This window comes from Hydrogenophaga aquatica (assembly GCF_054780915.1).
The window spans coordinates 26,049-49,013 of the sequence record NZ_BAAGVK010000025.1 but is presented as its reverse complement, the minus strand read 5'-3'; the positions used below and the strand labels follow the sequence as shown (position 1 = coordinate 49,013).

16 protein-coding genes and 1 tRNA gene are annotated in these 22,965 nt (G+C 65.7%); 9 read left to right on the top strand and 8 right to left on the bottom strand.

Features of this window, described 5'->3' with window-relative positions; translation table 11 throughout:
- Positions 1 to 15: 15 nt before the first annotated feature.
- Positions 16 to 621 carry a cyclic nucleotide-binding domain-containing protein gene (locus ACYVHH_RS16965; protein ID WP_460566385.1) on the top strand — a complete coding sequence of 202 codons (606 nt, stop codon included), beginning with the start codon at positions 16 to 18 and terminating at the stop codon, positions 619 to 621.
- A gap of 32 nt (positions 622 to 653) precedes the next feature.
- Complete coding sequence (locus ACYVHH_RS16960) at positions 654 to 1,193, top strand: YcnI family copper-binding membrane protein (RefSeq protein ID WP_460566383.1); 540 nt, start codon at positions 654 to 656, stop codon at positions 1,191 to 1,193.
- A gap of 18 nt (positions 1,194 to 1,211) precedes the next feature.
- On the opposite strand, the gene ACYVHH_RS16955 is transcribed toward ACYVHH_RS16960, so the two are convergent.
- Positions 1,212 to 2,318 carry an ABC transporter ATP-binding protein gene (locus ACYVHH_RS16955; RefSeq protein WP_460566381.1) on the bottom strand — a complete coding sequence of 369 codons (1,107 nt, stop codon included), beginning with the start codon at positions 2,316 to 2,318 and terminating at the stop codon, positions 1,212 to 1,214.
- 41 nt (positions 2,319 to 2,359) lie between these two features.
- Between ACYVHH_RS16955 and ACYVHH_RS16950 the strand changes: the two genes are divergently transcribed.
- The gene (locus tag ACYVHH_RS16950; protein ID WP_460566379.1) at positions 2,360 to 3,991 is read left to right on the top strand and encodes an ABC transporter permease; all 1,632 of its coding nucleotides are present in this window, start codon (positions 2,360 to 2,362) and stop codon (positions 3,989 to 3,991) included.
- Positions 3,992 to 4,000: 9 nt separating this feature from the next.
- On the opposite strand, the gene ACYVHH_RS16945 is transcribed toward ACYVHH_RS16950, so the two are convergent.
- The 6 genes from ACYVHH_RS16945 to ACYVHH_RS16920 all read right to left on the bottom strand — a co-directional run bounded on the left by ACYVHH_RS16945 (position 4,001) and on the right by ACYVHH_RS16920 (position 12,541).
- A tRNA-Arg gene (locus tag ACYVHH_RS16945) sits at positions 4,001 to 4,075 on the bottom strand.
- Between the two features lie 35 nt (positions 4,076 to 4,110).
- Entirely contained in the window at positions 4,111 to 7,986 is a 3,876-nt protein-coding gene (locus tag ACYVHH_RS16940) for a translocation/assembly module TamB domain-containing protein (protein WP_460566377.1), read from the bottom strand.
- 62 nt (positions 7,987 to 8,048) lie between these two features.
- Positions 8,049 to 9,872 carry an autotransporter assembly complex protein TamA gene (locus ACYVHH_RS16935; RefSeq protein ID WP_460566375.1) on the bottom strand — a complete coding sequence of 608 codons (1,824 nt, stop codon included), beginning with the start codon at positions 9,870 to 9,872 and terminating at the stop codon, positions 8,049 to 8,051.
- Positions 9,869 to 11,056, bottom strand: a complete 1,188-nt coding sequence (locus ACYVHH_RS16930) for a vWA domain-containing protein (protein WP_460566373.1) — start codon at positions 11,054 to 11,056, stop codon at positions 9,869 to 9,871. Before ACYVHH_RS16930 ends, ACYVHH_RS16935 begins: the two co-directional genes overlap by 4 nt.
- 15 nt (positions 11,057 to 11,071) lie before the next feature.
- A complete protein-coding gene (locus tag ACYVHH_RS16925; RefSeq protein WP_460566371.1) occupies positions 11,072 to 11,674 on the bottom strand; it encodes a GNAT family N-acetyltransferase in 603 nt (200 codons plus the stop codon).
- 24 nt (positions 11,675 to 11,698) lie between these two features.
- Complete coding sequence (locus ACYVHH_RS16920) at positions 11,699 to 12,541, bottom strand: AAA family ATPase (protein ID WP_460566369.1); 843 nt, start codon at positions 12,539 to 12,541, stop codon at positions 11,699 to 11,701.
- A 124-nt stretch (positions 12,542 to 12,665) separates the two neighbouring features.
- Between ACYVHH_RS16920 and ACYVHH_RS16915 the strand changes: the two genes are divergently transcribed.
- From ACYVHH_RS16915 to ACYVHH_RS16900, 4 genes are all read left to right on the top strand, one after another.
- A complete protein-coding gene (locus tag ACYVHH_RS16915) occupies positions 12,666 to 13,325 on the top strand; it encodes a c-type cytochrome (protein WP_460566367.1) in 660 nt (219 codons plus the stop codon).
- A 113-nt stretch (positions 13,326 to 13,438) separates the two neighbouring features.
- Entirely contained in the window at positions 13,439 to 15,400 is a 1,962-nt protein-coding gene (locus tag ACYVHH_RS16910) for a TonB-dependent receptor plug domain-containing protein (protein ID WP_460566365.1), read from the top strand.
- A gap of 28 nt (positions 15,401 to 15,428) precedes the next feature.
- Positions 15,429 to 16,361 carry an ABC transporter substrate-binding protein gene (locus ACYVHH_RS16905; RefSeq protein ID WP_460566363.1) on the top strand — a complete coding sequence of 311 codons (933 nt, stop codon included), beginning with the start codon at positions 15,429 to 15,431 and terminating at the stop codon, positions 16,359 to 16,361.
- Positions 16,358 to 17,674, top strand: a complete 1,317-nt coding sequence (locus ACYVHH_RS16900) for a GGDEF domain-containing protein (protein WP_460566361.1) — start codon at positions 16,358 to 16,360, stop codon at positions 17,672 to 17,674. The genes ACYVHH_RS16905 and ACYVHH_RS16900 overlap by 4 nt, the downstream gene beginning before the upstream one ends.
- Before the next feature lie 33 nt (positions 17,675 to 17,707).
- On the opposite strand, the gene argH is transcribed toward ACYVHH_RS16900, so the two are convergent.
- A complete protein-coding gene (gene argH, locus ACYVHH_RS16895) occupies positions 17,708 to 19,159 on the bottom strand; it encodes an argininosuccinate lyase (RefSeq protein ID WP_460566359.1) in 1,452 nt (483 codons plus the stop codon).
- 110 nt (positions 19,160 to 19,269) lie between these two features.
- Between argH and ACYVHH_RS16890 the strand changes: the two genes are divergently transcribed.
- On the top strand, positions 19,270 to 20,040 hold the full coding sequence (locus tag ACYVHH_RS16890; RefSeq protein WP_460566357.1) for a LytR/AlgR family response regulator transcription factor: 771 nt from the start codon (positions 19,270 to 19,272) through the stop codon (positions 20,038 to 20,040).
- Positions 20,041 to 20,190: 150 nt separating this feature from the next.
- Positions 20,191 to 22,944, top strand: coding sequence for a preprotein translocase subunit SecA (secA, locus tag ACYVHH_RS16885; protein ID WP_460566355.1), 2,754 nt, complete (start codon positions 20,191 to 20,193; stop codon positions 22,942 to 22,944).
- Positions 22,945 to 22,965 lie beyond the last annotated feature (21 nt).

Sequence of the window (22,965 nt, the reverse complement as noted above, 5' to 3'; positions counted from 1 at the left end):
AACAAGGAGTACATCTTGAATAACGCAATCTTGTCAGCGGGCGAACTGCGTTCCGCCGGTTCGGCCATCTTCATGTCTGGCGACGCGGGGCCGATGTGGCGCGTTGCTGCTGGCGTTGCCCGCCTGGAGCGCAAGCACGGCCCGCAGAGCCAGGTGGTGCGCCTGGCCTTGCCCGGGGACCTGATCGGCATCGAGTCTTTGTGTGGCCAGCCTTACCAGTTCGACGCCAACGCGTTGACGCCGCTGCGAATTGAACCCGTCGCCTGCACGGCACCCGATGAGCGGGACCGCCTGATGCAGCAGGCCCTGTTGCAGCAGTTGGCGCGCTACGAAGACATGACCACCTTGCGCACCGGCCCGGTCGCGCAGCGTCTGGCGCATCTGCTGCGCCTGCTGGGGTTGGCATGGCAGGCGTGGTCGCGTCCAGCCGCCGGGGCGAAATCGCAGGCAGGCAAGGAGCGAAAGATGCTGCCTTCCCTGCGCGAGATGGCCCAGGTGGTCGACGCGCAACACGAGACCGTGTGCCGCGCGCTGGCCAGGCTGGAACGGTCAGGTGCGCTGCGCATCAAGCCTGGCATTGCCGCTCTGGATACCTTGCCTGACCAAGCCTGCCCGGCCTGAGTCCCTTGTCCATGCTTCACATAAAAATCCTGATGAAAAACCGTTTCTCCAAGTCCCTGTCGATCTGCTCGTTGGCTTTTGTCGCAGGCCTGCCCATGGCCCACGCCCACGTCACGCTGCAAGAGCCCAGCGCCATACAAGGGGCGTACCATCGCGCCGCGTTCAAGGTCGGCCACGGCTGCGAAGGCTCACCTACTGTCCGCCTGGAGGTGACGCTGCCCGACGGCGTGCTGGGCGCCAGGCCCATGCCCAAGCCCGGTTGGCAGCTCAGCACCGAGTTGGAGACGCTGGCCCGCCCCGCCACGCAGCATGGCCGCCAGATCACCGAGCGCGTGGCGCGCGTGGTGTGGAGCGGCGGCAACTTGCCCGATGCCTTCTACGACGAGTTCGTGATGCAGTTCCAGGTGGCGGCGGCGCCTGGGCCGCTGTGGTTCAACGTGGAGCAGGTTTGCGAGAAGGGCCGCAACGCCTGGGTGGAAAAACCCGCCAGCGGCACCGACACCAAAGGCATGCGCTTCCCGGCGGCGTTGCTGGAGGTGCTGCCCGCCCACGGGCATGGCCACCAGCATTGATTCTGGGGCAGTGCGACGTCAGCGCACGGCCACGCCGGGTGCAGGCGGCGAAGCAGCGCCGCCGCCCCGCTCGAAGGTGACCACGTGGTCCACCGCCGCGCGAATGCCGATCCATTCGCCTACCGCGTGGTTGTGGTGCGAGGGCACGTGCGTCATCACCGTTTCGCCCGAAGCCAGGCGCAGGGTATAGAGGAATTCCGAACCCCGGAAGGCCTTGCGCACGATCTGCGCCTTCACGGGGGCGTCGTCGTCGTGGACGATGTCGTCGGCGCGCAGCAGCACGTCGCACAGGCCCGCCTCGTAGGCGCTGGGCAGCGGGCATTCCTCCACGTCCTGCAGGGCGCCCAGCGGTGTCTGCACCACCACCTCGTCACCGTGGTGCGCAATCTGCGCCGGGGCGAACACACCGTGCCCGATGAATTCGGCCACGAAGCGCGTGGCGGGCCGGTGGTAGAGCGCGTAGGCGCTGTCCCACTGGTGCAGCCGACCCTGGTGCATCACCCCGATCACGTCGCCAATGGCAAAGGCTTCGAGCTGGTCGTGCGTCACGAACAGCGCGGTCGCGCCTGCCGCCTTGAGGATGGCGCGGATCTCGTGCGCCAAGCGCTCGCGCAGGTCCACGTCGAGGTTGGAAAACGGTTCGTCCAGCAGCATCAGGCGCGGGTTGGGTGCCAGGGCGCGGGCCAGGGCCACGCGCTGTTGCTGCCCGCCCGACAGTTCGTGCGGAAAACGTTCCTGCATACCGTCCAGCCCCACCAGCGCCAGCACCTCGCGCACGCGCGCCTGACGGGCCTTGGCGTCCATCTGCTTGATGCCGAAGGCGATGTTGCGCTGCACGTTCAGGTGCGGGAACAGCGCGTAGTCCTGGAACACCATGCCGATGCGGCGCTGCTCGGGCGGCATGTGGGTGCCGTCGCCGCTCACCGTTTCACCTTGCAGGGCGATCTTGCCGCTGGTGGCGCGCTCCAGGCCCGCCACCGCGCGCAGCAGCGTGGTCTTGCCGCAGCCGGATGGGCCGATCAGCACACCGATTTCCCCCGCCGCCAGGCCAAGCGAAACCTCGTCTACCGCCAGGTGGTCGGCGCCGGGGTAACGGATGCTGAGGTGGGAGACGGAAAGGAACATGTATCGCATTGTAGATAATGACCATTCTCATTCGCGCTGACATGAATCAAATACTCACCCGTTTGGGGCAATGGTTGCCCCAGGCCGCTTTGTTGCTGTTTGCCTTGCTGCTGGCCCTGCCGGTGCTGGCGTTGGCGGCGTCGTGGCTGCAGTTCAACGCCGAGGCGCAGGATGTGCTGCGTCAGATGGCAGCCACGGTGTTGCCGGAATACACCTGGACTTCGCTCCTGCTGTGTGTGGCGGTGGCGGTGGCCGTGGCCTTGGTAGGCATGGGCACGGCCAGCGCGGTGACGCTGTTCGATTTCCCCGGGCGGCGCGTGTTCGAATGGGCCTTGCTGCTGCCGCTGGCCATGCCAGCCTATGTGGTGGCTTACGCCTACACCGACTTCTTGCAGTTCTCCGGCCCCATGCAGGTGTTCTTGCGTGACACATTCGGGTTGCGCGGCCGCGTGTTCCCCGAAGTGCGCAACGTCTGGGGGGCGGTGTGGGTGTTCACCTTCAGCCTGTACCCCTACGTCTACCTGCTGGCGCGCACGGCGCTGAGCGAACGCGCCGCCCAGTTGATGGAGGCGGCGCGCCTGCTGGGCGCACCCTTGTCGCGGCGCATTCGCGAGGTGGCCTTGCCGCTGGCCCGCCCCGCCGTGGCTGCGGGCGTGGCCCTGGCTTTGATGGAGACACTGGCGGACTTTGGCGTGGCCAGCTACTTTGGCATCCAGACGTTCACGGCCGGTGTTTACAAGGCCTGGCTGGTGATGGACAACCGCCTGGCTGCCGCGCAGCTGGCCACCTTGCTGCTGCTGACCGTGGCGCTGTTGCTGTGGCTGGAGCACCGTGCCCAGCAGCGCATGCGTTTTGCCAGCCTGCGCGGCATGCGTGCGGGCAGTGCCGAGGCTCAACCCGCGCGCTTGCGTGGCGCCCGGGCTGCGTGGGCGTGGCTGGTGTGCGGCCTGCCGGTGCTGTTCGGTTTTGTGTTGCCGGTGCTGTTCATGCTGCGGCCGCTGGTGGGTGGCTGGGACGAATTGCCCTGGACTTCTTTTGTGCAATGGGCGCGCAACAGCCTGTGGCTGGCGGGCTTGAGCGCGCTGCTGGCCACCGTGGCAGCACTGGCGCTGGGCTTTGCGCAGCGGCGGCAACCCACGGTTCTCACGCGCGGTGCCGTGCGCGTGGTCAGCCTTGGCTACGCGGTTCCCGGTGCGGTGGTGGTGGTGGGTCTGTTGCTGCCGGTCGGGTGGCTGCAAGAGGTGGCGCCGCAAAGCAGCGTGGGCTACTGGGTCACGGCCACGGTGTTGGGCATCGTCTGGGCCTACCTGGTGCGTTTTTCTGCGGTTGCGCTGCAGTCGGTGCAAAGCGGCTACGCGCGCATTCCGTCCAGCCTTGATGACTCCGCCCGCATGCTGGGCAGCACCGGTGCCTCGTTGCTGGCAAGGGTGCACTGGCCGCTGCTCAAGCGCTCCACGGCGGCGGCGGCGCTGCTGGTGTTCGTGGACGTGATGAAGGAGCTGCCAGCCACGCTGGTGCTGCGGCCGTTCAACAGCGACACGCTGGCTGTGGTGACTTACCAGCTCGCGCGCGACGAGCGCCTGGGTGAGGCTGCCCTGCCTGCGCTGACGTTGGTGCTGGTGGGCTTGATTCCCGTCATCCTGCTGAGCCGCACGCTGCGCGGCAAGGACTGAGCCGGGGACTGGTCCCCCCGACAGGAATCGAACCTGTATTTGCCGCTTAGGAGGCGGCCGTTCTATCCATTGAACTACGGGGAGGCCGGGCCGGATTGTACCGGGCCGTGGGTACCCGTTCAGTCGTAGCGCCGCGTGAAGATGAGGTCGATTGCGTTGTCGTCGCCTGCCTGGGCGCGCAGGGTCACGTAGCGCGACACGTCATACAGCACCGCCACGGTGCCCATCACGCCCACCACGCTGCGTGAATAGCTCAGGTAAAGCTGGTTGGAGATGCGCTTGCCCAGGGTGAGTGCGGCCGCCGTGGTGGTGCCATCGGCGCTGGTGCCTTCGCCCTGGAAGGACAGCTCGTCCAACCCCAGTGCGCGAGTCAGCGACCCGTCGCCCGTGCGGCCCTGTCCACTCAGCAGGGCCAGGGCTGCCTGTTGCAGCACCGCGGCTTCGGCGCCCGCGCCGGTGGCCGGCCGGCCCAGCACCAGCCAGGCCAGTTTCTCGCTGTCGGGCAGGTCGGGGTCGGCGTACAGGCGCACGCGCGGCGCTCGGGCAGTGCCGCTGATCTGCACGCCCACTTTCTGCGTCGGGTGGGGCCTCAAGGCCAGGATGTCGAGCGTAGGGTTGTCGTAGGCGCCGTTGAAGCGCACCACGCCTTCTTCGATGTTGAGCGACTGGCCATAGGCGCGGTATGTGCCCCGAACGGTGCGCACCTGGCCGGTCAACTGGGGAGCGTTCTGGCTTGGGCTGCTGTTGAGTTGCAGCCTGCCCGCCAGCCAGGTGCTCACACCCTGGCCCCGTATCTGGAAGTCATCGCCCAGGCTCAGGTCGAGTTGCACGTGGGCTTGCACGGGCGTGCCGCCACCAGCTGTGGCGGGGCGTTGCTGGCCGCGCACCACCACGTCGTCGCCCAGGGCCGGGGTGGATTCGTCGGGCAGCAGAAAGAGGGCCTGGTCGGCCCGCAGGCGGCCCGTTACGTCCAGCCGTTGCCCCCGAAGACGCGCGTCGACGTTGCCACTGAGCGTGAGGCGCCGGTCGGCGCGGGCCAGCAGGCGCAACTGCTGTGCCTGGAGTTTCAGTTCGATGTCTGGCTCACGGCGCGGCGGGTTGCCATCTGCGGCTGGCAGCAGCGGCCAGGTGGCCGAGCCGCTGCCGGTGAGCAGCCCGCCTTGTTCGCCGCCCGCGCCGCGCAGCCGCAGGCTGTCGATACGCAGGGTTTCGCCATCCAGCCGGGCAAGCAGTTGTCCGTCGGTGAAATCCAGCCCGTCGAGCAGGGAGCGCAGGGCCAGGTCGTCGGCCTGCAGGGTGCCACGCCACAAGGGCTGCTGGCGGGTACCGCTCAGGGCGGCGTCGGCCTGGAGCCTGCCACGCACCCGCCAGCCGGGCGGCGCGAGGCGCGACCACAAACCCACCTGGGGCAGCGCGGCCTGTACGCGTCCTTGCAGCGGCGCGGTACCGGGCCAGGTCCACGTGGCGTCCGGTGTGGGCGGGGCAAGTTCGGTCCGGACATCGGCCTGGATCTGTCCGGCGTTCTGGCTTTGCCAGCGCAGTTGCGCGTCCAGCGTGCGGCCCGCGAGCTCAAGCACCGTGCTCACCTCGCTGACGCCCGCCGCAATCCGCTCGGCGCGTGGCCCTTCGCCTGTGACCAGGGCCAGATCGCCGCTGGTGCGGCGCAGCGCGATGCGGGCCTGCGCCGGACGTGCCGTGGCCGCCTGCTGGTGCAGCGGCAGGCGAACGTCCCAGTCGGCCTGGAAGATCAGCTCTCCTGCCAGACCAGAGGCTGGCAGCGGTCCCTGGGGGGCGGCGGGTGTGGCCAGCCAAGCGTTGAGCCAGCTCAGTGCCAGCCCCTGGGCTTGTCCCCGGGTGACGAGCTCGGTTTCGCTCCAGCGCAACTGGTCCCATGCCAGTGTCACAGGGTCGCGGGACATGGCGGGCGTGCCAGGGGCCGGGTCGGGTGTGAGCAGCAGGCGCCCGGCCTGCACGTCAAGGGAGCCATTGCTCCAGCGCACCTCGGGGTTGCCTTGCAGGCTCGCTTCCGCGCCGTAAGGCAGGTTCCTGTCCGAGCCTTTCAAGGCGAGTTCGTCCAGCCGCAGGCGAACGTCGAGGCCGCGCGGCGTCCAGGCCAGCTGGCCCTGTGTCTGCAGCGCAGTCTGCACGCTCCAGCTGCTGGCGCTGGCCGCCCCTTTGTGGCGCAGAGCCAGTTCCATGGGCTGTCCGGGCGCTGCGGACCAGTCCATCGCCAGGGTCCCCCGGGCTTCCAGGGCAAGGTCGAGCCACTGGGCAGGCACATGGCGCGATGGCTTGTACGCGGGAAGCAGCCGGTCGGCGGTGGCCAGGGTCTGGCGCAGCCAGCGCTGAAGTTCGCTGGCTTGCCGCAGCTCTGCCTCAAGGTGGCCCTGGTCGCGGGCCCGCAGCGGGCGTTGAGGGGCGGGTATTGGTGCCTGGCTCAAACTCCACTGGCCTTTTGCCTGAGCTGTCACACCAGGCAGCCGGGCATCCAGCATGCCGTCGAAGCGGCGGTTGTTCACGTCCAGCATGCCCTGTGCCCTGGCTTCAACGTCCAGGGCTTGCAAAACGGCTTGCCGCAGTTGCAGCACGCCGTTGCTCCAGTTCCCTTCCGCTTGCAGCCTGGGTGCAGGCAAAGCGCGGCTGCTGGCGCTGCGCCCGGTATGCGGGCCTGTGCTTACCGCGAACTCGGCCGATGAAGGGGGCAGTGCCCCCCGGGCCTGTACCTTTGCTGACAGATTCAGCGGCTGCACGGCCAGGGTGCTCAGCAGGGCCTCCGGTTGCAGGCCTTGGACCTGCAGCTCGCCTTCCCAGCCGTTCAGGCGTTCTCGCCAAGGGGTTTGCGGCTGGGGGCGGAGCTGCGCCGTGGCATGTGCCCGCACCTGGGCATTCGCCAGTTCGGCTTGCAGTTCGGTCAGCTGCACGCGGTCTGCGGTCACCTGCAGGTCGGCGCGCAGCTTGGCCAGGGGCAATGCCCGGCGGTCCCAGGGGCCGGGCCGCAGGTTGGTCAGGTCGCCGCGCAGGTGCCATGCGGCATCGCTGCGGTCAGCCAGCCATGCGCCGCGCAGCCGCGTGCCCGGGGCGCCAGGCCACAGACTGGCCAGATCGATGTCCTGCAATTGCAGGTGCCCGCTTTCCAGCGGCATGTCGGCCCAAGGGCGCAGGTGGATGTGGGTTTGCAGGTAGGGCGCGAGCCCGCCGGTCTGGCCGGTGACGGTTCTGGCCTCTGCCTGAAGCTGCAGCGCAGCGTCACGCGTGGCCAGCGTGCCTTGCAGGCTGGCTTCGGCACGCAGGTCCAGTGTGGGGCCGCCCGCCACGGGCACACGGGTAGGGATGCGGCCTTCCAGCCGCACTTGCAGGGCCAGGGGCGCCGTGGCCTGCAACTGCGCGGCGATGGTGTAGTCACCCTCGACCCATCGCAGGCGGGTCACGTCCAGATGGTGCCCGGGCTGCTCCTCGGCCTGGTTGCCACCGTAACGGTAGTTGGCGCGCAGCGGCCCGAACACGATGGGCGTGCCGCCTTCCAGCGTGAACTGCTGCAGCTCCACAGGCAGGCTCAGTTCACGCAGCCAGGGGAGTTCCAGCGTGGTGGGGGGGGCCATGGGTTCGGCCGATGGCGGCCGTTCGTCATGCACACGCACGCGGCTTGCCGACAGGGTGTCGATCTGTGCCTTGCGCCGGATCAAGACATCGGCCAGCAGCTGGGCAGGCCAGCGCACTTCCAGACCGTCGATCTGGATGTCCAGCTTGTCTTGCTGCCAACGCAGATGGCCAATGGTGCCGCCTTCGCGCAAGCTGCCTCGCGCGTCGCTGAACTGCAGCGGGCTGTACCCGGTGTCATCAGCAAGCCAGCGCTGTGCCCAGCCCAGGGCTTGGGGCAAGGACTGGGGCTGCCCGCTCCACAGCCAGGCTGCCAGCAGCAGGGCGCCCAGCAGGGTAAACGTTGCACCAGTTAGCCACACCGTGCTGGCTGCCAGTCCCTCTCCCAGGCGCAGCACGCGCCTGTGCCACCCCGCGCCTCGCTGGGGTGGGGTGGGGGACGGAGGCGTCTGTGTATCGCTCAAAACGCAAATCCCACACTCAGGTGCAGCCTCAGCCGCTTCTTGTCCAGGCCATAGGCAAGGTCAAGCTGGAGCGGCCCCACCGGGCTGCGGTAACGCACACCCGCACCGATGCCGACCTTGGGGTCCAGGTCTTTCGCGGTGTCTCCCACGGCACCGGCGTCAATGAAGAGCGCCGCTTCCCAGGGGCTGCGCTTGCCGTCGATCCAGATGGGGCGTTGCCACTCCAGGCTGGCCACGGTGAGCAGGCGGCCAGGGTCCACGCCGCCGCTGGACAAAGGAATGCCGATCTCGCGGGGGCCGTAGCCGCGCACACTCTGGTCGCCGCCGGCCAGAAAGCGCTGCGTGGCGGGCACAGGGGCGTCGGTGCGTGCCCACACGGCGCCGCCTTCCAGGCGCAGCGCAATGCGGCTGGGGCGTGTGCTTTCCGTGGCTACGGGCCAGTAGCCCAGCCAGCGTGCCTTGGCACGCAGGTAAGGCAGGCGTTCCTGCGAGAGCGTCACGCCAGCGCCCATCTCCACCGCCAGGCCGTGCCCCCTGCGGGGGAAGGTGATGTCGTCAAAGCGCCGCCGTGTCCACGCGTAGTTGGCGCTGATGGACGACTTGGCATCCGATTCGGGCAGCGCCGGGTCGGTGGTGCGCGAGCGGTCGTATTGCAGGAAGAAGCTGCGGTCCAGTTCAGTGCCGTGCTGTGTCTGACCGGCGCGCCACTGCTGGCTGTGCGTCACGCTCGGGTCGTCCTGCACCCGTTGCAACTGCACACCAGTGACCCAGTGCCAGCCTTGCTTGTCAACCGGGCTTTGCAACTGCGTGGCCAGTGTGCTGGCATCACGTTCCAGCCTGATGTTGCTGTCGGCACGCCATCGCAGGCCGGGCACGCGCAGGTGGGTGTGTTCCAGGCTCAGGCGCGGTCCATTGTCGGTGCTGGCGCCCACGCCCAGCACCAGCTTTTGCAAAGGGGCTTCCCGCACGCGCACCTGCACGGGTGCCTCCTGCGGGGTGTCGGTTTCGTCCACCAGCACAAAGGCGGAGGCGTAGTACCCGCTGTCCACCAGGCGCTGTTGGGCTGTCTGCAGCACGGCTTCATCGTAGGGGGCGCCGTGGCGCACGCCTGCCAGCCGGGTCAGGCGGCGTGCGATTTCCGGGTCGTAGCGCTGTGCGCCTTCCACGTTGACGTCGCCGAACGCATAGGCCGGGCCCGAATCCAGGTTGACGCTCAGGTGGGCCTCGTGCCGCTCGGGGTCGATGTCTGCCAGGCTGGAGGTGATGCGCGCGCGCGGGTACACCCGGGCGGCCAGATCGCGTTGTGCCTGGTTCTTGGCGCTGTCCCACGCGGCCTGCGTGAAAAACTCCCCAACCGGCAGGGTCCAGTCTTCAACCACGGCTGAGCGCTGAATGGCGCTGGCGGGGTTGTCGCGCACTTCGCCCTGCAGGCCGATGGTGACGTTGGCCACCCGCGTGCGCGCACCGGGTTCCACGGTGATCCGTACCACGGGTGGTGTACCGTCCTGGACTGCGGGTTGCAGCTGCACCTGCACGCGCGGGGCGAAGTACCCTTGCGTGCCCAGCAGGCGGCGAATGTTTTCGGGGGCGGCCGCCAGCAGCTGTTCCAGCTCCGACGGTGTGAGGTCGGTGAGCGCCTGGAACCGTTGCAGCTCGGCGTGCCGGCGCAAAAAACCATCCAGGGGCGGTGGTGCCTGCACCTCCAGCGTGAATGGCGGGCTGGCGGGTTCAAAGGGCGTCTGGGCCTGCGCCGCACGCCACCAGCCAGTGTTGAACAACACCAGCAAGGCGCATATCAGGGCAGGGTACCAGCGTTTCACTTCGATAGGGTCCGCATGGCCTCCTCCAGCCCCTTGAGTGTGAGCGGGTACATGCGCTGGCCCATGAGCTGCTGGACGATCGCGATGCTCTGGCGGTACTGCCAAACGCCCTGCGGCTCGGGGTTGATCCACGCAAACTTGGGGAAGGCATGCGTGAGCCGCTGCAGCCACTCGGCGCCCGCTTCCTCGTTGTTGTATTCCACGCTGCCGCCAGGCTGCAGGATCTCGTAGGGGCTCATGGTGGCGTCACCCACGAAGATGAGCTTGTAGTCCTTGTTGTACTTGCGGATGATGTCCCAGGTCGGGAACTTCTCGGCATAGCGGCGGCGGTTGTTTTTCCACATGAAGTCGTACACGCAGTTGTGGAAGTAATAGAACTCCAGGTGCTTGAATTCGTTCTTGGCCGCGCTGAAGAGTTCCTCCACACGCTGGATGTGCTCGTCCATGGTGCCGCCCACGTCCATCAGCAGCAGCACCTTCACGTTGTTGTGCCGCTCGGGCACCATCTTGATGTCCAGCCAGCCCGCGTTGGCAGCCGTGGCGCGGATGGTGTCGGGCAGGTCCAGCTCCAGCTCGTTGCCCTCGCGGGCGAACTTGCGCAGGCGGCGCAGCGCCATCTTGATGTTGCGCGTGCCCAGCTCCTGGGTGTCGTCGTAGTCGCGGTAGGCGCGCTGGTCCCACACCTTCACGGCGCTCTTGTTTCCACCCTTGCCGCCTATGCGTATGCCTTGCGGGTTGTGGCCACCGTGGCCGAAGGGTGAAGTGCCGCCTGTGCCTATCCACTTGCTGCCGCCCTCGTGGCGCTCTTTCTGCTCCTCCAGACGCTTTTTCAGCGTCTCCATCAGCTCGTCCCAATCCATCTTGGGCGCGTTGGCCTTCTGCTCGTCAGAGAGCAGCCGCTCAAGCTCCTTGCGCAGCCAGTCGGCGGGAATGTCCTTGTTGAAGTCCGCCAGCATCTCCACGCCCTTGAAGTAGGCGGCAAAGGCACGGTCGAACTTGTCGTAGTGTTTCTCGTCCTTCACCAGCGCCGTGCGGCTCAGGTAGTAGAAGTCGTCCAGCGTACAGGCGTCCGGGTTGCGTGGGCCCACCACGTCGGCCTTCAGCGCCTCCAGCAGCGTCAGGTATTCCTTGACCGACACCGGCAGCTTCGCGGCGCGCAGCGTGTAGAAGAAGTCGATCAGCATGTCTGCCTCCGCATCTCAGCCGGTGATGTCCCGCTGCCTCAGCAGGTACAGCAGCTGGGCCTTCGCCTCGGGCCATTCGCCGCTGCGCATGCTGTACATGACCGTGTCGCGGATGGTGCCATCGCGGCGCAGGGCATGGCCGCGTATCACACCGTCCTTTTTGGCGCCCAGGCGCTCGATGGCGCGTTGCGACGCGAAGTTGTAGTTGTCGGTGCGCCAGCCCACCACGTGGCAGCCCAGCGCGTCAAAGGCGTGGCCCATCAGCAGGAGCTTGCACACGGTGTTCACGTGCGTGCGCTGGTGGCTCTTGGCATACCAGGTGTAGCCGATTTCGACGCGCCGCACGGCAGGGACGATGTCGTGGTAGCTGGTGCAGCCCAGCACCTGGCCGGTCGCGCTGTTCGTTACCGCAAAGGCAAAACGGTTGCCTGCTTCGCGCATGGCCAGGGCGTCTTCAATGTATCTGCGCGTGTTCTCGGGCTCGGGCACCGAGGTGACGCGCAGTTCCCACAGCTTCCCGTCCGCCGCAGCGGCCTTCAGGCCGCTTTCGTGTTCCAGCGACAGCGGCAGCAGCGTGACACCATGGGCGCGGAGGGTGACGGGTTCCACAAAAGCCATGAATGTTCTTTCAGCGGGTCAACGTCAACGGTTCCTCTGGTTCATGAACACCAGTTTCTCAAACAGCGTGATGTCCTGCTCGTTCTTCAGCAGCGCGCCCACCAGCGGTGGCACGCTCACCTTGTTGTCCTGGCTCTGCAGGGCTTCCAGCGGAATGTCTTCGGCCATCAACAGCTTCAGCCAGTCCAGCAGCTCGCTGGTGCTGGGCTTTTTCTTCAGCCCTGGCAGGTTGCGGATGTCGAAGAAGGTCTTCATGGCAGCCTTCAACAGCTCGTCCTTCAAGCCGGGGAAGTGCACGTCCACGATCTGCTTCATCGTGTCCGCCTCGGGGAACTTGATGTAGTGGAAAAAGCAGCGGCGCAGGAAGGCGTCGGGCAGCTCCTTCTCGTTGTTCGAGGTGATGAACACCAGCGGCCGGTGCTTTGCGCGGACCAGCTCGTGCGTCTCGTAGCAGTAGAACTCCATGCGGTCGAGTTCGCGCAGCAGATCGTTCGGGAATTCGATGTCGGCCTTGTCAATCTCGTCAATCAGCAGCGCCACGGGCTCATCGGCCGTGAAGGCCTGCCACAGCACACCCTTGACGATGTAGTTCTGGATGTCCTTGACGCGGTCGTCACCCAGCTGGGAGTCACGCAGGCGCGAGACCGCGTCGTATTCGTACAGCCCTTGCTGTGCCTTGGTGGTGGACTTGATGTGCCACTGCAGCAGAGGCATGCCCAGCGCCTGCGATACCTCTTCGGCCAGCATCGTCTTGCCCGTGCCCGGCTCGCCCTTGACGAGCAGAGGGCGCTTGAGCTGGATGGCCGCGTTGACGGCGAGCATCAGATCCTGGGTGGCAACGTAGTTCTGGGAGCCGGTGAATTTCATGGGTGTCTTGCCAAGTGATGGGCTGGCGTAGGGCCAAGGGTTTTCAAGGGGGAATTGGCTGGTATCGAGTCTATATAATCGCGCGTTGATTTTTGTCAAACGTCCTTCTGATTGTGCTTGCAAAATGAACAAACCGTTGTCCACCTTGTTGAAAACCGTTGTCGCAAGCGCGACCGTCGCCCTGACTTTCACGGCCCATGCCCAGGGTGACGCGAAGGTCGGCGAAACCAAGGCTGCCATGTGCATTGGCTGCCACGGCATCCCGGGTTACCAGAACAGCTTCCCGGAAATCCACAAGGTGCCCAAGATTTCCGGCCAGTCGGACAAGTACATTGCAGCGGCACTCACCGCCTACCAGAAGGGCGACCGCAAGCATCCCACCATGCGTGGCATCGCCGCCTCCCTGACCGAGCAGGACATTGCCGATCTGGCGGCGTTCTACAGCGGCCACAACCCCGGCGTCACCGCTCCCGAGGCACCCAAGGCCGCACCCGCTGCCGTGGCTGCGCTGCTTGAAAAAGGTGCCTGCATCTCCTGCCACGGGGCCAACTTCAGCAAGCCCATCGATCCCAGCTACCCGAAGATTGCTGGCCAACACGCCGACTTCCTCTATGTGGCGCTGAAGTCTTACACCGTCGAGAACAATCCCTATGTCGGCCGTGCCAATCCCATCATGGCGGGCATTGCCAAGCAGTTCACCTTGGCTGAGCTCAAGCAGATGGCCAACTACCTGGCCACGGTGGAAGGCGAACTCGCTACCAAGCCCCAGCCTCGCTTCCGTTGACAGGGGGCGCTCTGCGCCTGTGTCAATTCTGAGACGCCGACCTTCGTGTCGGCGTTTTTGCGTTCACGGGCGCCATGTAAGATAGCTTGTAAGCAAATGTCATACGGGTATCCATGTCCTTGAACCGCTCGCGTCGCTTTCCTGTCGCCGCCCCTTGGCAGCGGGTCGGGCTTGCGGTCGTTTCCGGTCTGCTGTCCACGGCCCATGCACTGGCCGAGGATGCGCTGACCGAAGACGACTATTTCGCCAGCCTGCCCGTGGTGCTTACCGTCAGCCGCCTGACGCAGCCGATCAGCGATACACCCGGCGCCGTCACCATCATCGACCGCCAGACGATTCGGCGCCTGGGTGCGAGGGATCTGGCCGATGTGCTCCGGCTGGTGCCGGGTTATCTGGTGTCGGGCTACAACGGCGCACACCAGATTGGTGCCTACCATGCACCCATCGATGAGTACGGCACGCGCAACCTGGTACTGGTTGACGGGCGCTCCATCTACTCCTCCACCTACCTGGGTGGGACCATGCGCGGCGTCTCGTCCATTCGGCTGGAAGACGTTGAACGCATCGAAGTCTTGCGCGGGTCGAATTCTGCCGCCTATGGGGCCAATGCCCTGTTTGGCGTCATCAACGTCATCACGCGCCACTCGGTTGACACGATGGGGGGCGAAGTCGCCGTCAACAAAGGCAACCGGGATCTTGGTGATGCGTATGCGCGGTGGGGTTGGGGCACACCCGATGCCAGCTACCGTATTTCGGTGGGGCAGCGCCAGGACAGCGGTTATGGCTCGATCAATGACAGCCGCCGCTTGAACAACGTGTTGTTCCGGAGCGACCGGCGGCTGGACGCCTCCTCGTCGTTGACGCTGGATGCGGGCCATACGTCCCTGACGGCTGGAGAGGGTTTTCCTCGCAGTTACGGCAACCCCATACGCGAGATCCACTGGAACAACAGTTTCGTCAAGGCAAAGCTGGAGCGCGAATTCTCCGAACGCGACTCGTCGAAGCTGAACGTGTCCTGGGACAGGGACCGCACTGAGGATGTCTATCCCTTTCTGGACCCTAATGCACCAGCTATTTACTATGGTGCGATAGTTGATGCCGGAGCCGTCGAGCAACGCTGGAACGTTGAATACCAGCACGAGCACGTGGCCAGCGACAGCTTGCGATGGGTGCTGGGCGTCGGCTACAAGCGCGATAGTGCCCGGTCAAGGCCCTTGTTCGGCACCAATGACACGGTCGATACCTCCGACATGCGTGTGTTTGGCAATCTGGAATGGCGCCCTTCTTCTGCCTGGACGTTGAATGCCGGGCTGTTTTCCGGGAAAAACAGCGACACGGGTGGCTACGCTTCACCCAGGGTGGCGCTCAACTACCACCTCACTGATGACCACACCCTTCGCTTCAGTGCCTCAAAAGCCCTGCGCCAGCCAACGCTGTTCGAGAACCAGGGTAACAGGCGGTTCTATTCGGTGACGGGCGCCCTCTTGGTCACGCCGTCCGATTACGTTGCCGCCGGGTCGTTGAAACCCGAGAAGCTGAATGTCGTGGAGTGGGGGTATCACGGCCATTGGCGCGACTTGCGGTTGACCGGTGACTTGCGACTGTTCCGTGAGCGTATGACCGACTACATTGAGCTTGGCGGGGTGACCAGTGCCAATTCACCGCAGGGTTTCCAGGTTCGGGGTATGGAGTACCAGTTGCAGTGGGTACCCTGGGACGGTGCGTCTGTCTGGTGGAGCGAGTCCTTGCTGGATTTCGAGTGGGGAACGGCGCGGGTCAGTCCGTTCCCGCCCAAACGCCTGAGTTCATTGACCTGGTTCCAGCGGCTGGGCAGCCAGTGGGACATGGCTTTGTCTATCCATTCCCGCGACGCCATGAGCTGGCGCACGTCCGGCTTCAACCATATGGACCCCGCAACCCGGGTGGATTTGCGCGTTTCGCGTCAGTTCAACCTGGGTAGCAGCCGCGCCGAGGCTGCGCTCACCCTGCAGGCGTTGAACGGCGACCAGCAGGCGTTCGTGCCCTCGCGTTTGTTCCAACGGCGGGCTTTCGCCACCTTGCGCCTGGAGTTCTGATCTGAACCCGCTACGCCGCGTCACCTTCATGGCCCTCGGGGCCGGGCTGGTGCTCGGCCCTGCGGCGGTGTTTGGCGCGTCATCTGTCGTCTGGGTGGCTCTGGCCGAGCGGGGGGGGATCCATGAAGATGCCGCTGCCGCGCTGCGTGATGCTTTGCGTGCAGGCAGCGGGGGGCAGAACCTGGATGTGAAAATCGCTCTCTGGCGCGATCTTCAGTTTGGTCAAGGGCCCGCGCCAGCCGTGGTCGTCACTATGGGCAGCGGCGCCTACAGGGGCATTGTCGAGCGCGCGAGCCGTGAGCCGTCTGTTGCGGCACTGCCTATTGTGGCTACTTTGTTGCCACGCAGCAGTTACGAAAGCGTTGTGCCACCACCGCAGATGCGCTCGACGGCCGTGCTGCTCGACCAGCCGCTTACCCGCTACGCCGAGCTTCTGCGCCGCAGCATGCCTGAGCGCAAGCGCGTGGGTGTGGTTTTCGGTCCTTCCTCCTCGTCTTTGCGCCCCGCGCTGGCCGAGGCGCTGGCAAGCCGTGGCTTTCAGCTGGTCGATGCGTCGGTGCCCGCGGGGCCGTCCTCCGACGCGGTCTTCCCGGCCTTGAGTTCCGTGTTGCAGGCATCAGACGTGCTGCTTGCCCTGCCCGATGCGCAGGTTGTCAATGCCATGTCTCTACAGAACATGCTGATTGCCGCGTATCGGCAGCGCATTCCCATGGTGTCGTATTCGGCCGCGCACGTCCGCGCGGGTGCAACGCTGGCCGTTCACACCACGCCTGCCCAGGCCGCCCAGCAGACCGTTGGCGTGTTGCGGCGGATGCTGTCTGGCCGCCCGATGCCGGTGGTTCAGCTGGCCGAAACGTTCGAGGTTGTCGTCAACGATCAGGTAGCTCGTTCGCTGGGGCTGATCCTACCCGACGCGGACGCCATCGAAGCCGCGCTGCGCCGCCAGGAGGGGGGGCAATGACCCGCGCCCAACCCCTGTTCGGCATCCGCGCACGTCTGTGGGTGGCTGCGGCGCTTCCGGCCATTCTGGCGGTGGCCATGCTGCTGACAGGTTTTCTGGACCGTTACAACACCGAGCTCACAGGCGCCCTGCGTGACCGGGCGCGCGCCTCCGCTGCCCAACTGGGGGGAGCGGCGGAGTTCGCCCTCTTTGCGGGCAACCAGGAGGGCTTGCAACGTCTGGCGGATGCTGCACTGGCTGGCGACGCGCAGATGCGCGGCGTGGGCATCTTTTCAGCAGATGGCGGACTCCAGGTGCTTGCGGGTAGCCTGTCGCCAGGCTTGCCAGCCCTGGGGGCCGAAGAGTTTGTGAGCACCGAGGGCCATCTCGTCGTTGTTTCACCTGTGCGTCTTGTCACCGTGACGGGGGACGATCTTTTTGAAGCCGAGGCGGCGCCGCGCGGCATGCGTCAGGGCAGCCGCGTCGTCGGTCACGTCGTGGTCGAGCTGACCATGGGTGTGCTCGAGAAGCAAAAGAGCGATCTGCTTCTCTGGGCGGTTGCCATTACAGGCCTGGGTCTGCTGCTCGCGGGTGTGCTATCCACACTGATCGCCTCCAGCGTCACAGGCCCCATCGCGAACATCAGTCATGTGGTGGCACGTATCGGCGAGGGCGAGCTGGGCGCGCGCGCTGACGTGCAACGCTCTGGTGCCCTTGCCACCCTTGCCTCGGGGATCAACGCCATGGCGGCCCAGGTCGCCATGACGCAGGAACATCTGCGCCAGCAGGTCAACCTGGCCACCGATGAACTGCGCAAGCAGAAAGAGGCTGCGGAACTGGCGGCGCGCATCGATCCCCTGACCGGTGTGGCCAGCCGCCGCGCTTTCACCGAAATCGCCGAAACCGAGATTCAACGTGCTCTGCGTTACCGCCTGCCACTGGCCATGGTCATGGTGGATATCGACCACTTCAAGACGGTCAACGACACCTACGGCCACATGACGGGCGACGCGGTTCTTGCCGCGTTTGCGCGCGCCATTTCACAAGAGGTCCGGGAGGTGGATGTTGTCGGCCGTCTGGGCGGCGAGGAATTTGTCGTGCTGCTGCCAAACATCTCCGGCCTGGAGGCCGTGCAGGTCGCCGAGCGCATGCGGCTGTCGGTGGCCACCAGCGAAATGCTCGTCAACGGCGAGCAATTGCGTTACACGGCCAGCTTCGGCGTAGCCGAGTTCGACCCCAAGGAGCTCAGCCTGTCGAGCTTCCTGTCTCGAGCCGATGACGCCTTGTATCGCGCCAAGCGCAACGGTCGCAACCGCGTCGAACTGGCCGCCTGATTGCCTGGAGGCGGGCAGGTTGCCCTGCCGCGCTCAGCCCAGCCGTGCCAGGTGCCGTTCGATCTGCGCCTGTACCTGGGCAGGCGCTGTGCCGCCCAGCGTGTTGCGGGCGTTCAGCGAGCCGCGCAGGCTCAGGCACTCGTACACGTCCTTCTCGATCAGCGGGTGGAAACCCTGCAGCACCGCCAGCGGCAGTTCCGACAGGTCGCAGGCATGGCTGGTGGCGGCTTTCACGGCGTGAGCGACCGTTTCGTGCGCGTCGCGGAAGGGCACGCCCTTCTTCACCAGGTAGTCCGCAAGGTCGGTGGCTGTGGCATAGCCCTTGAGCGCCGCCTGCTCCATCGCCTCGCGGTTCACGGTGATGCCGCCTTCCTTTTCGCCCGTGGCCGGGTTCAGCTGGCCGCCAATCATCTCGGTGAAGATGCGCAGCGTGTCCTTCAGCGTGTCTACCGTGTCGAACAAAGGCTCCTTGTCTTCCTGGTTGTCCTTGTTGTAGGCCAGCGGCTGGCCCTTCATCAGGGTGATCAGGCCCATCAGGTGGCCCACCACGCGGCCGGTCTTGCCCCGAGCCAGTTCCGGCACGTCGGGGTTCTTCTTCTGCGGCATGATGGAACTGCCGGTGGTGAAGCGGTCGGCAATGCGGATGAAGCTGAAGTTCTGGCTCATCCAGACGATCAGCTCCTCGCTCAGGCGGCTCACGTGGATCATGCACAGGCTGGCGGCAGCGGTGAATTCGATGGCGAAATCGCGGTCGCTCACTGCGTCCAGGCTGTTCTGGCAAAGCTGCGCATTCCCCGCTTCATCGACCATGCCCAGGGTGCGAGCCACGCGGGCGCGGTCCAGAGGGTAGGTGGTGCCGGCCAGCGCGGCACTGCCCAGGGGCAGGCGGTTGGTGCGGCGGCGCACATCCGCCATGCGCTCGGCGTCGCGCGCGAACATTTCCACGTAAGCCAGCAGATGGTGGCCAAAACTCACCGGCTGGGCCACCTGCAGGTGGGTGAAGCCGGGCAGAATCACGTCCACGTTCTTGGCAGCCACTTCCACCAGTGCCTTCTGCAGGTCGTTCAGCAGGCCGCTGACCAAGTCAATCTCGCCACGCAGCCACAGGCGTACATCGGTGGCGACCTGGTCGTTGCGGCTGCGGCCGGTGTGCAGGCGCTTGCCCGCGTCGCCCACCAGCTGCGTCAGGCGCGCCTCGATGTTCAGGTGCACGTCCTCCAGGTCGAGCTTCCACTCGAATGCGCCGGATTCGATCTCCTGGGTGATCTGGGCCATGCCCTTCTGGATGGCGGCCAGGTCGTCCGCGCCGATGATGCCTTGCGCGGCCAGCATGTCGGCGTGGGCCAGGCTGCCAGCGATGTCGGCCTGCCAAAGGCGCTTGTCAAAGAACACGCTGGCGGTGTAGCGTTTGACCAACTCGCTCATGGGCTCCGAGAAGAGCGCGGACCAGGCCTGGGATTTGGTGTCGAGTTGGTTGGTGGACATGGCGTGCGGGCCCGTGCAAGATGAGAGGGCCTGAAGAATTTGAAAAAATGGAGGCGGACCGGGATTTTATCGGTCCCTGGGGCGCAAGAGTGACTGCAAAGGAGCAGCGTATGGTTTTGCGGGTCTTGGTGGTGGACGACGAGGCGCTTGCGCGTTCGCGGCTGCGCGCCTTGCTGGCGGAATGCGCGCAGCCGGGGCAGGGCGGGGTGGTGTCGGTGACCGAGGCAGCCACGGCGCAACAGGCCATTGAGGCTCTGGAGCGCGAGACGGTGGATGTGCTGCTGCTGGATATCCATATGCCGGGGATGGACGGGCTGGCGCTGGCAGCGGCGGTGCGAAGGCGCACGCCCGCGCCAGCGGTCGTGTTCGTCACGGCCTACGCCGAACATGCCCTGCAGGCCTTCGAGCTGGAGGCCGTGGACTACCTGACAAAGCCGGTGCGCGTCGAGCGTTTGCGGCAGGCGCTTGAAAAGGCAGCGCGCTGGCTGCGGGCGCGTCCGCAGGACCCTTCCGCCAACGCCTTCCTCGTCATTCACGACCGGGGGCGTACCGAGCGGGTGCCGCTGGACGACATCATTTACCTGAAGGCTGAACTCAAGTACGTGACCGTGCGTACCGCCGGGCGCTCGTGGCTGTACGACGGCTCCCTGCAGGAACTGGAACAGGCCCATCCGGGCCGCCTGCTGCGCATCCACCGCAATGCCCTGGTCTCGCGTCGCAGTCTTCGCGCCCTGGAACGGGCCAGTGAAGCCAACGGGCAGCTCGATGGCTGTGCCGACGACGGTGACGGCTGGGTGCTCCGCCTTGACGGCGTGGACGAGCGCCTGCAGGTTTCACGGCGCCAGCTGCCCGCCGTGCGCGAGGCACTTGCCCGGGCCTGAAAGACCGTTCAGGGGGGGCGGTATCCCGCACCGCTAAAATGATCGGTTACGGTGAAAAGCGCCGACGACGGCTTGGCGTATTTCCAAGCAAGTTCTGAGAGAAGCATCCAGCCATCTCGCGACGCACGCGCGCGCGGTGGTGCTGTTCTTATGGCCATCCAATTCCTGACCAAAATTTTCGGCAGCCGCAACGACCGCCTGCTCAAGACCTACCGCAAGACGGTGGCGCGCATCAACGGGCTGGAAGCGCAGTTCGAGAAACTCACCGACGAACAACTCCAGGCCAAGACGGCTGAGTTCAAGCAGCGCGTTGCCAATGGCGAAACGCTGGACGCCCTGCTGCCTGAAGCCTTTGCCACCGTGCGCGAGGCCAGCAAGCGCGTCATGAAGATGCGCCATTTCGACGTGCAGCTCATTGGCGGCATCGCCCTGCACAGTGGCAAGATCGCCGAAATGCGTACGGGCGAGGGCAAGACGCTGACCGCTACGCTGCCGGTGTACCTGAACGCGCTGTCGGGCAAGGGCGTGCACGTGGTCACGGTCAACGACTATCTGGCCAGCCGCGACGCCCAATGGATGGGGCGTCTCTACAATTGGCTGGGCCTTAGCGTGGGCATCAACCTGCCGCAGATGCCGCGGGAGGAAAAGCAGGCTGCCTACGCCTCCGACATCACCTACGGCACCAACAACGAATACGGCTTCGACTACCTGCGCGACAACATGGTCTACGAGGCCGTGGACCGCGTGCAGCGCGGGCTCAACTTCGCCATCGTGGACGAGGTGGACTCCATCCTCATCGACGAAGCCCGCACGCCGCTCATCATCAGCGGCCAGGCCGAGGACCACACCTCGATGTACGTGGCCATCAACCAGCTGGTGCCGCGCCTGGTGCGCCAGGAGGGCGAGGAAGACCCGCGCACGGGCGAAGGCGTCACCAAGCCCGGTGACTTCACCGTGGACGAAAAAGCCCACCAGATCCACCTGACCGAACGTGGCCACGAGAACGCCGAGGCGCTGCTCAGCCAGGCCGGTCTGCTGCCCGATGGCGCGTCGCTCTACGACCCGTCCAACATCGTGCTCATGCACCAGCTGGTCACCGCGTTGAAGGCGCAGCACCTCTACCACCGCGACCAGCACTACGTGGTGCAGAACGGCGAGATCGTCATCGTTGACGAATTCACGGGCCGCCTCATGGCGGGCCGCCGCTGGAGCGACGGCCTGCACCAGGCCGTCGAGGCCAAGGAGGGTGTGCAGATCCAGCCCGAGAACCAGACGCTGGCCTCGATCACCTTCCAGAACTACTTCCGCCTGTACGCCAAGCTGGCGGGCATGACCGGCACCGCAGACACCGAGGCCTACGAATTCCAGGAAATCTACGGCCTGGAGACGGTCGTGATTCCGCCCAACCGCCCCAGCCAGCGCAAGGACGAGCTCGACCGCGTCTACAAGACCACGCGTGAAAAGTACATTGCCGCCATTGCCGATATCAAGGAATGCCACGAGCGCGGCCAGCCCGTCCTGGTGGGCACGTCCTCCATCGAGAACTCGGAAATCATCTCCGAACTGCTCCGGAAGGAAAAGCTGCCCCACGAAGTCCTCAACGCCAAGCAGCATGCCCGCGAGGCGGACATCATCGTGCAGGCGGGCCGTCCCGGGGCCATCACCATCGCCACCAACATGGCAGGCCGAGGCACCGACATCGTGCTCGGCGGCAACCTCGAGAAAATGATCCTGGCCATCGAGGCCGATGCTGCACTGGATGACGCGGCCAAGGCCAAAGGGATCGAGGCGGCACGCGTCCAGTGGCAGGCCGACCACGAGAAGGTGAAGGCTTTGGGTGGTCTGCGCATCATCGCCACCGAGCGCCACGAGAGCCGCCGCATCGACAACCAGCTGCGTGGACGTGCCGGCCGCCAGGGCGACCCGGGTTCCAGCCGCTTCTATCTCAGCCTGGACGACCAGCTGATGCGCATCTTCGCGGGTGACCGCGTGCGCGCCATCATGGAACGCCTCAAGATGCCCGATGGCGAGGCCATCGAGGCCGGCATCGTCACCCGCAGCATCGAGAGCGCCCAGCGCAAGGTCGAGGCGCGCAACTTCGACATCCGCAAGCAGCTGCTCGAATACGACGACGTCTCCAACGATCAGCGCAAGGTCATCTACCAGCAGCGTAATGACATCATCGACGCACAGGACATGGCCGCCCAGATCGCCGCCTTGCGTGAGGGGTGCATGACCGACGTGGTCCGCGAGTACGTCCCCGCGGACAGCGTGGAGGAGCAGTGGGACCTGCCCGGTCTGGAGAAGGCCCTGGCCGACGACTGGGGTCTGGAGCTGGCGCTGGTGAAGGAAGTCGAAGGTGCCAGCGAGATGACCGACGACGACATCGTCGAGAAGGTGGTGGCCGCAGCCAATGCTTCCTACGAGGCCAAGGTGCAACTGGTGGGGCGTGACAACTTCACCAACTTCGAGCGCGTGGTGCTGCTGCAGAATATCGACAGCCACTGGCGCGACCACCTGAGTGCGCTGGACTACCTGCGCCAGGGCATCCACCTGCGCGGTTACGCACAGAAGCAGCCCAAGCAGGAGTACAAGCGCGAGGCCTTCCAGCTTTTCGCCCAGTTGCTCGACATGGTGCGCAACGAAGTCACCCGCATCCTGCTGAACGTGCGTGTGCAGACGCCCGAGCAGGTCAGTTCTGCCGCCGAGCAGATGGAAGCCCAGGCCGAACAACTGAGCAACGTGACCTACACCGCCCCCACCGAGACCGGTGAGGCCGAGACCACCACCGACCGTGGCCTGCTGGGCGGTGCCGCCGCTGCGGTGCCGCGCGTAGGCCGCAACGACCCTTGCCCTTGCGGTAGCGGCAAGAAGTACAAGCAGTGCCACGGCAAGCTCTCCTGAGCCCAGCCGCCATTTCATCTT

What these genes read in the sequence shown, in the direction of transcription:
- ACYVHH_RS16925 (WP_460566371.1), bottom strand. Translation starts at nt 11,674, where the DNA reads ATGGCTTTTGTGGAACCCGTCACCCTCCGCGCCCATGGTGTCACGCTG.
- ACYVHH_RS16960 (WP_460566383.1), top strand. Translation starts at nt 654, where the DNA reads ATGAAAAACCGTTTCTCCAAGTCCCTGTCGATCTGCTCGTTGGCTTTT.
- ACYVHH_RS16910 (WP_460566365.1), top strand. Translation starts at nt 13,439, where the DNA reads ATGTCCTTGAACCGCTCGCGTCGCTTTCCTGTCGCCGCCCCTTGGCAG.
- ACYVHH_RS16930 (WP_460566373.1), bottom strand. Translation starts at nt 11,056, where the DNA reads ATGCTGATCGACTTCTTCTACACGCTGCGCGCCGCGAAGCTGCCGGTG.
- ACYVHH_RS16920 (WP_460566369.1), bottom strand. Translation starts at nt 12,541, where the DNA reads ATGAAATTCACCGGCTCCCAGAACTACGTTGCCACCCAGGATCTGATG.
- ACYVHH_RS16915 (WP_460566367.1), top strand. Translation starts at nt 12,666, where the DNA reads ATGAACAAACCGTTGTCCACCTTGTTGAAAACCGTTGTCGCAAGCGCG.
- ACYVHH_RS16905 (WP_460566363.1), top strand. Translation starts at nt 15,429, where the DNA reads ATGGCCCTCGGGGCCGGGCTGGTGCTCGGCCCTGCGGCGGTGTTTGGC.
- secA (WP_460566355.1), top strand. Translation starts at nt 20,191, where the DNA reads ATGGCCATCCAATTCCTGACCAAAATTTTCGGCAGCCGCAACGACCGC.
- ACYVHH_RS16955 (WP_460566381.1), bottom strand. Translation starts at nt 2,318, where the DNA reads ATGTTCCTTTCCGTCTCCCACCTCAGCATCCGTTACCCCGGCGCCGAC.
- ACYVHH_RS16890 (WP_460566357.1), top strand. Translation starts at nt 19,270, where the DNA reads ATGGTTTTGCGGGTCTTGGTGGTGGACGACGAGGCGCTTGCGCGTTCG.
- ACYVHH_RS16900 (WP_460566361.1), top strand. Translation starts at nt 16,358, where the DNA reads ATGACCCGCGCCCAACCCCTGTTCGGCATCCGCGCACGTCTGTGGGTG.
- ACYVHH_RS16950 (WP_460566379.1), top strand. Translation starts at nt 2,360, where the DNA reads ATGAATCAAATACTCACCCGTTTGGGGCAATGGTTGCCCCAGGCCGCT.
- argH (WP_460566359.1), bottom strand. Translation starts at nt 19,159, where the DNA reads ATGTCCACCAACCAACTCGACACCAAATCCCAGGCCTGGTCCGCGCTC.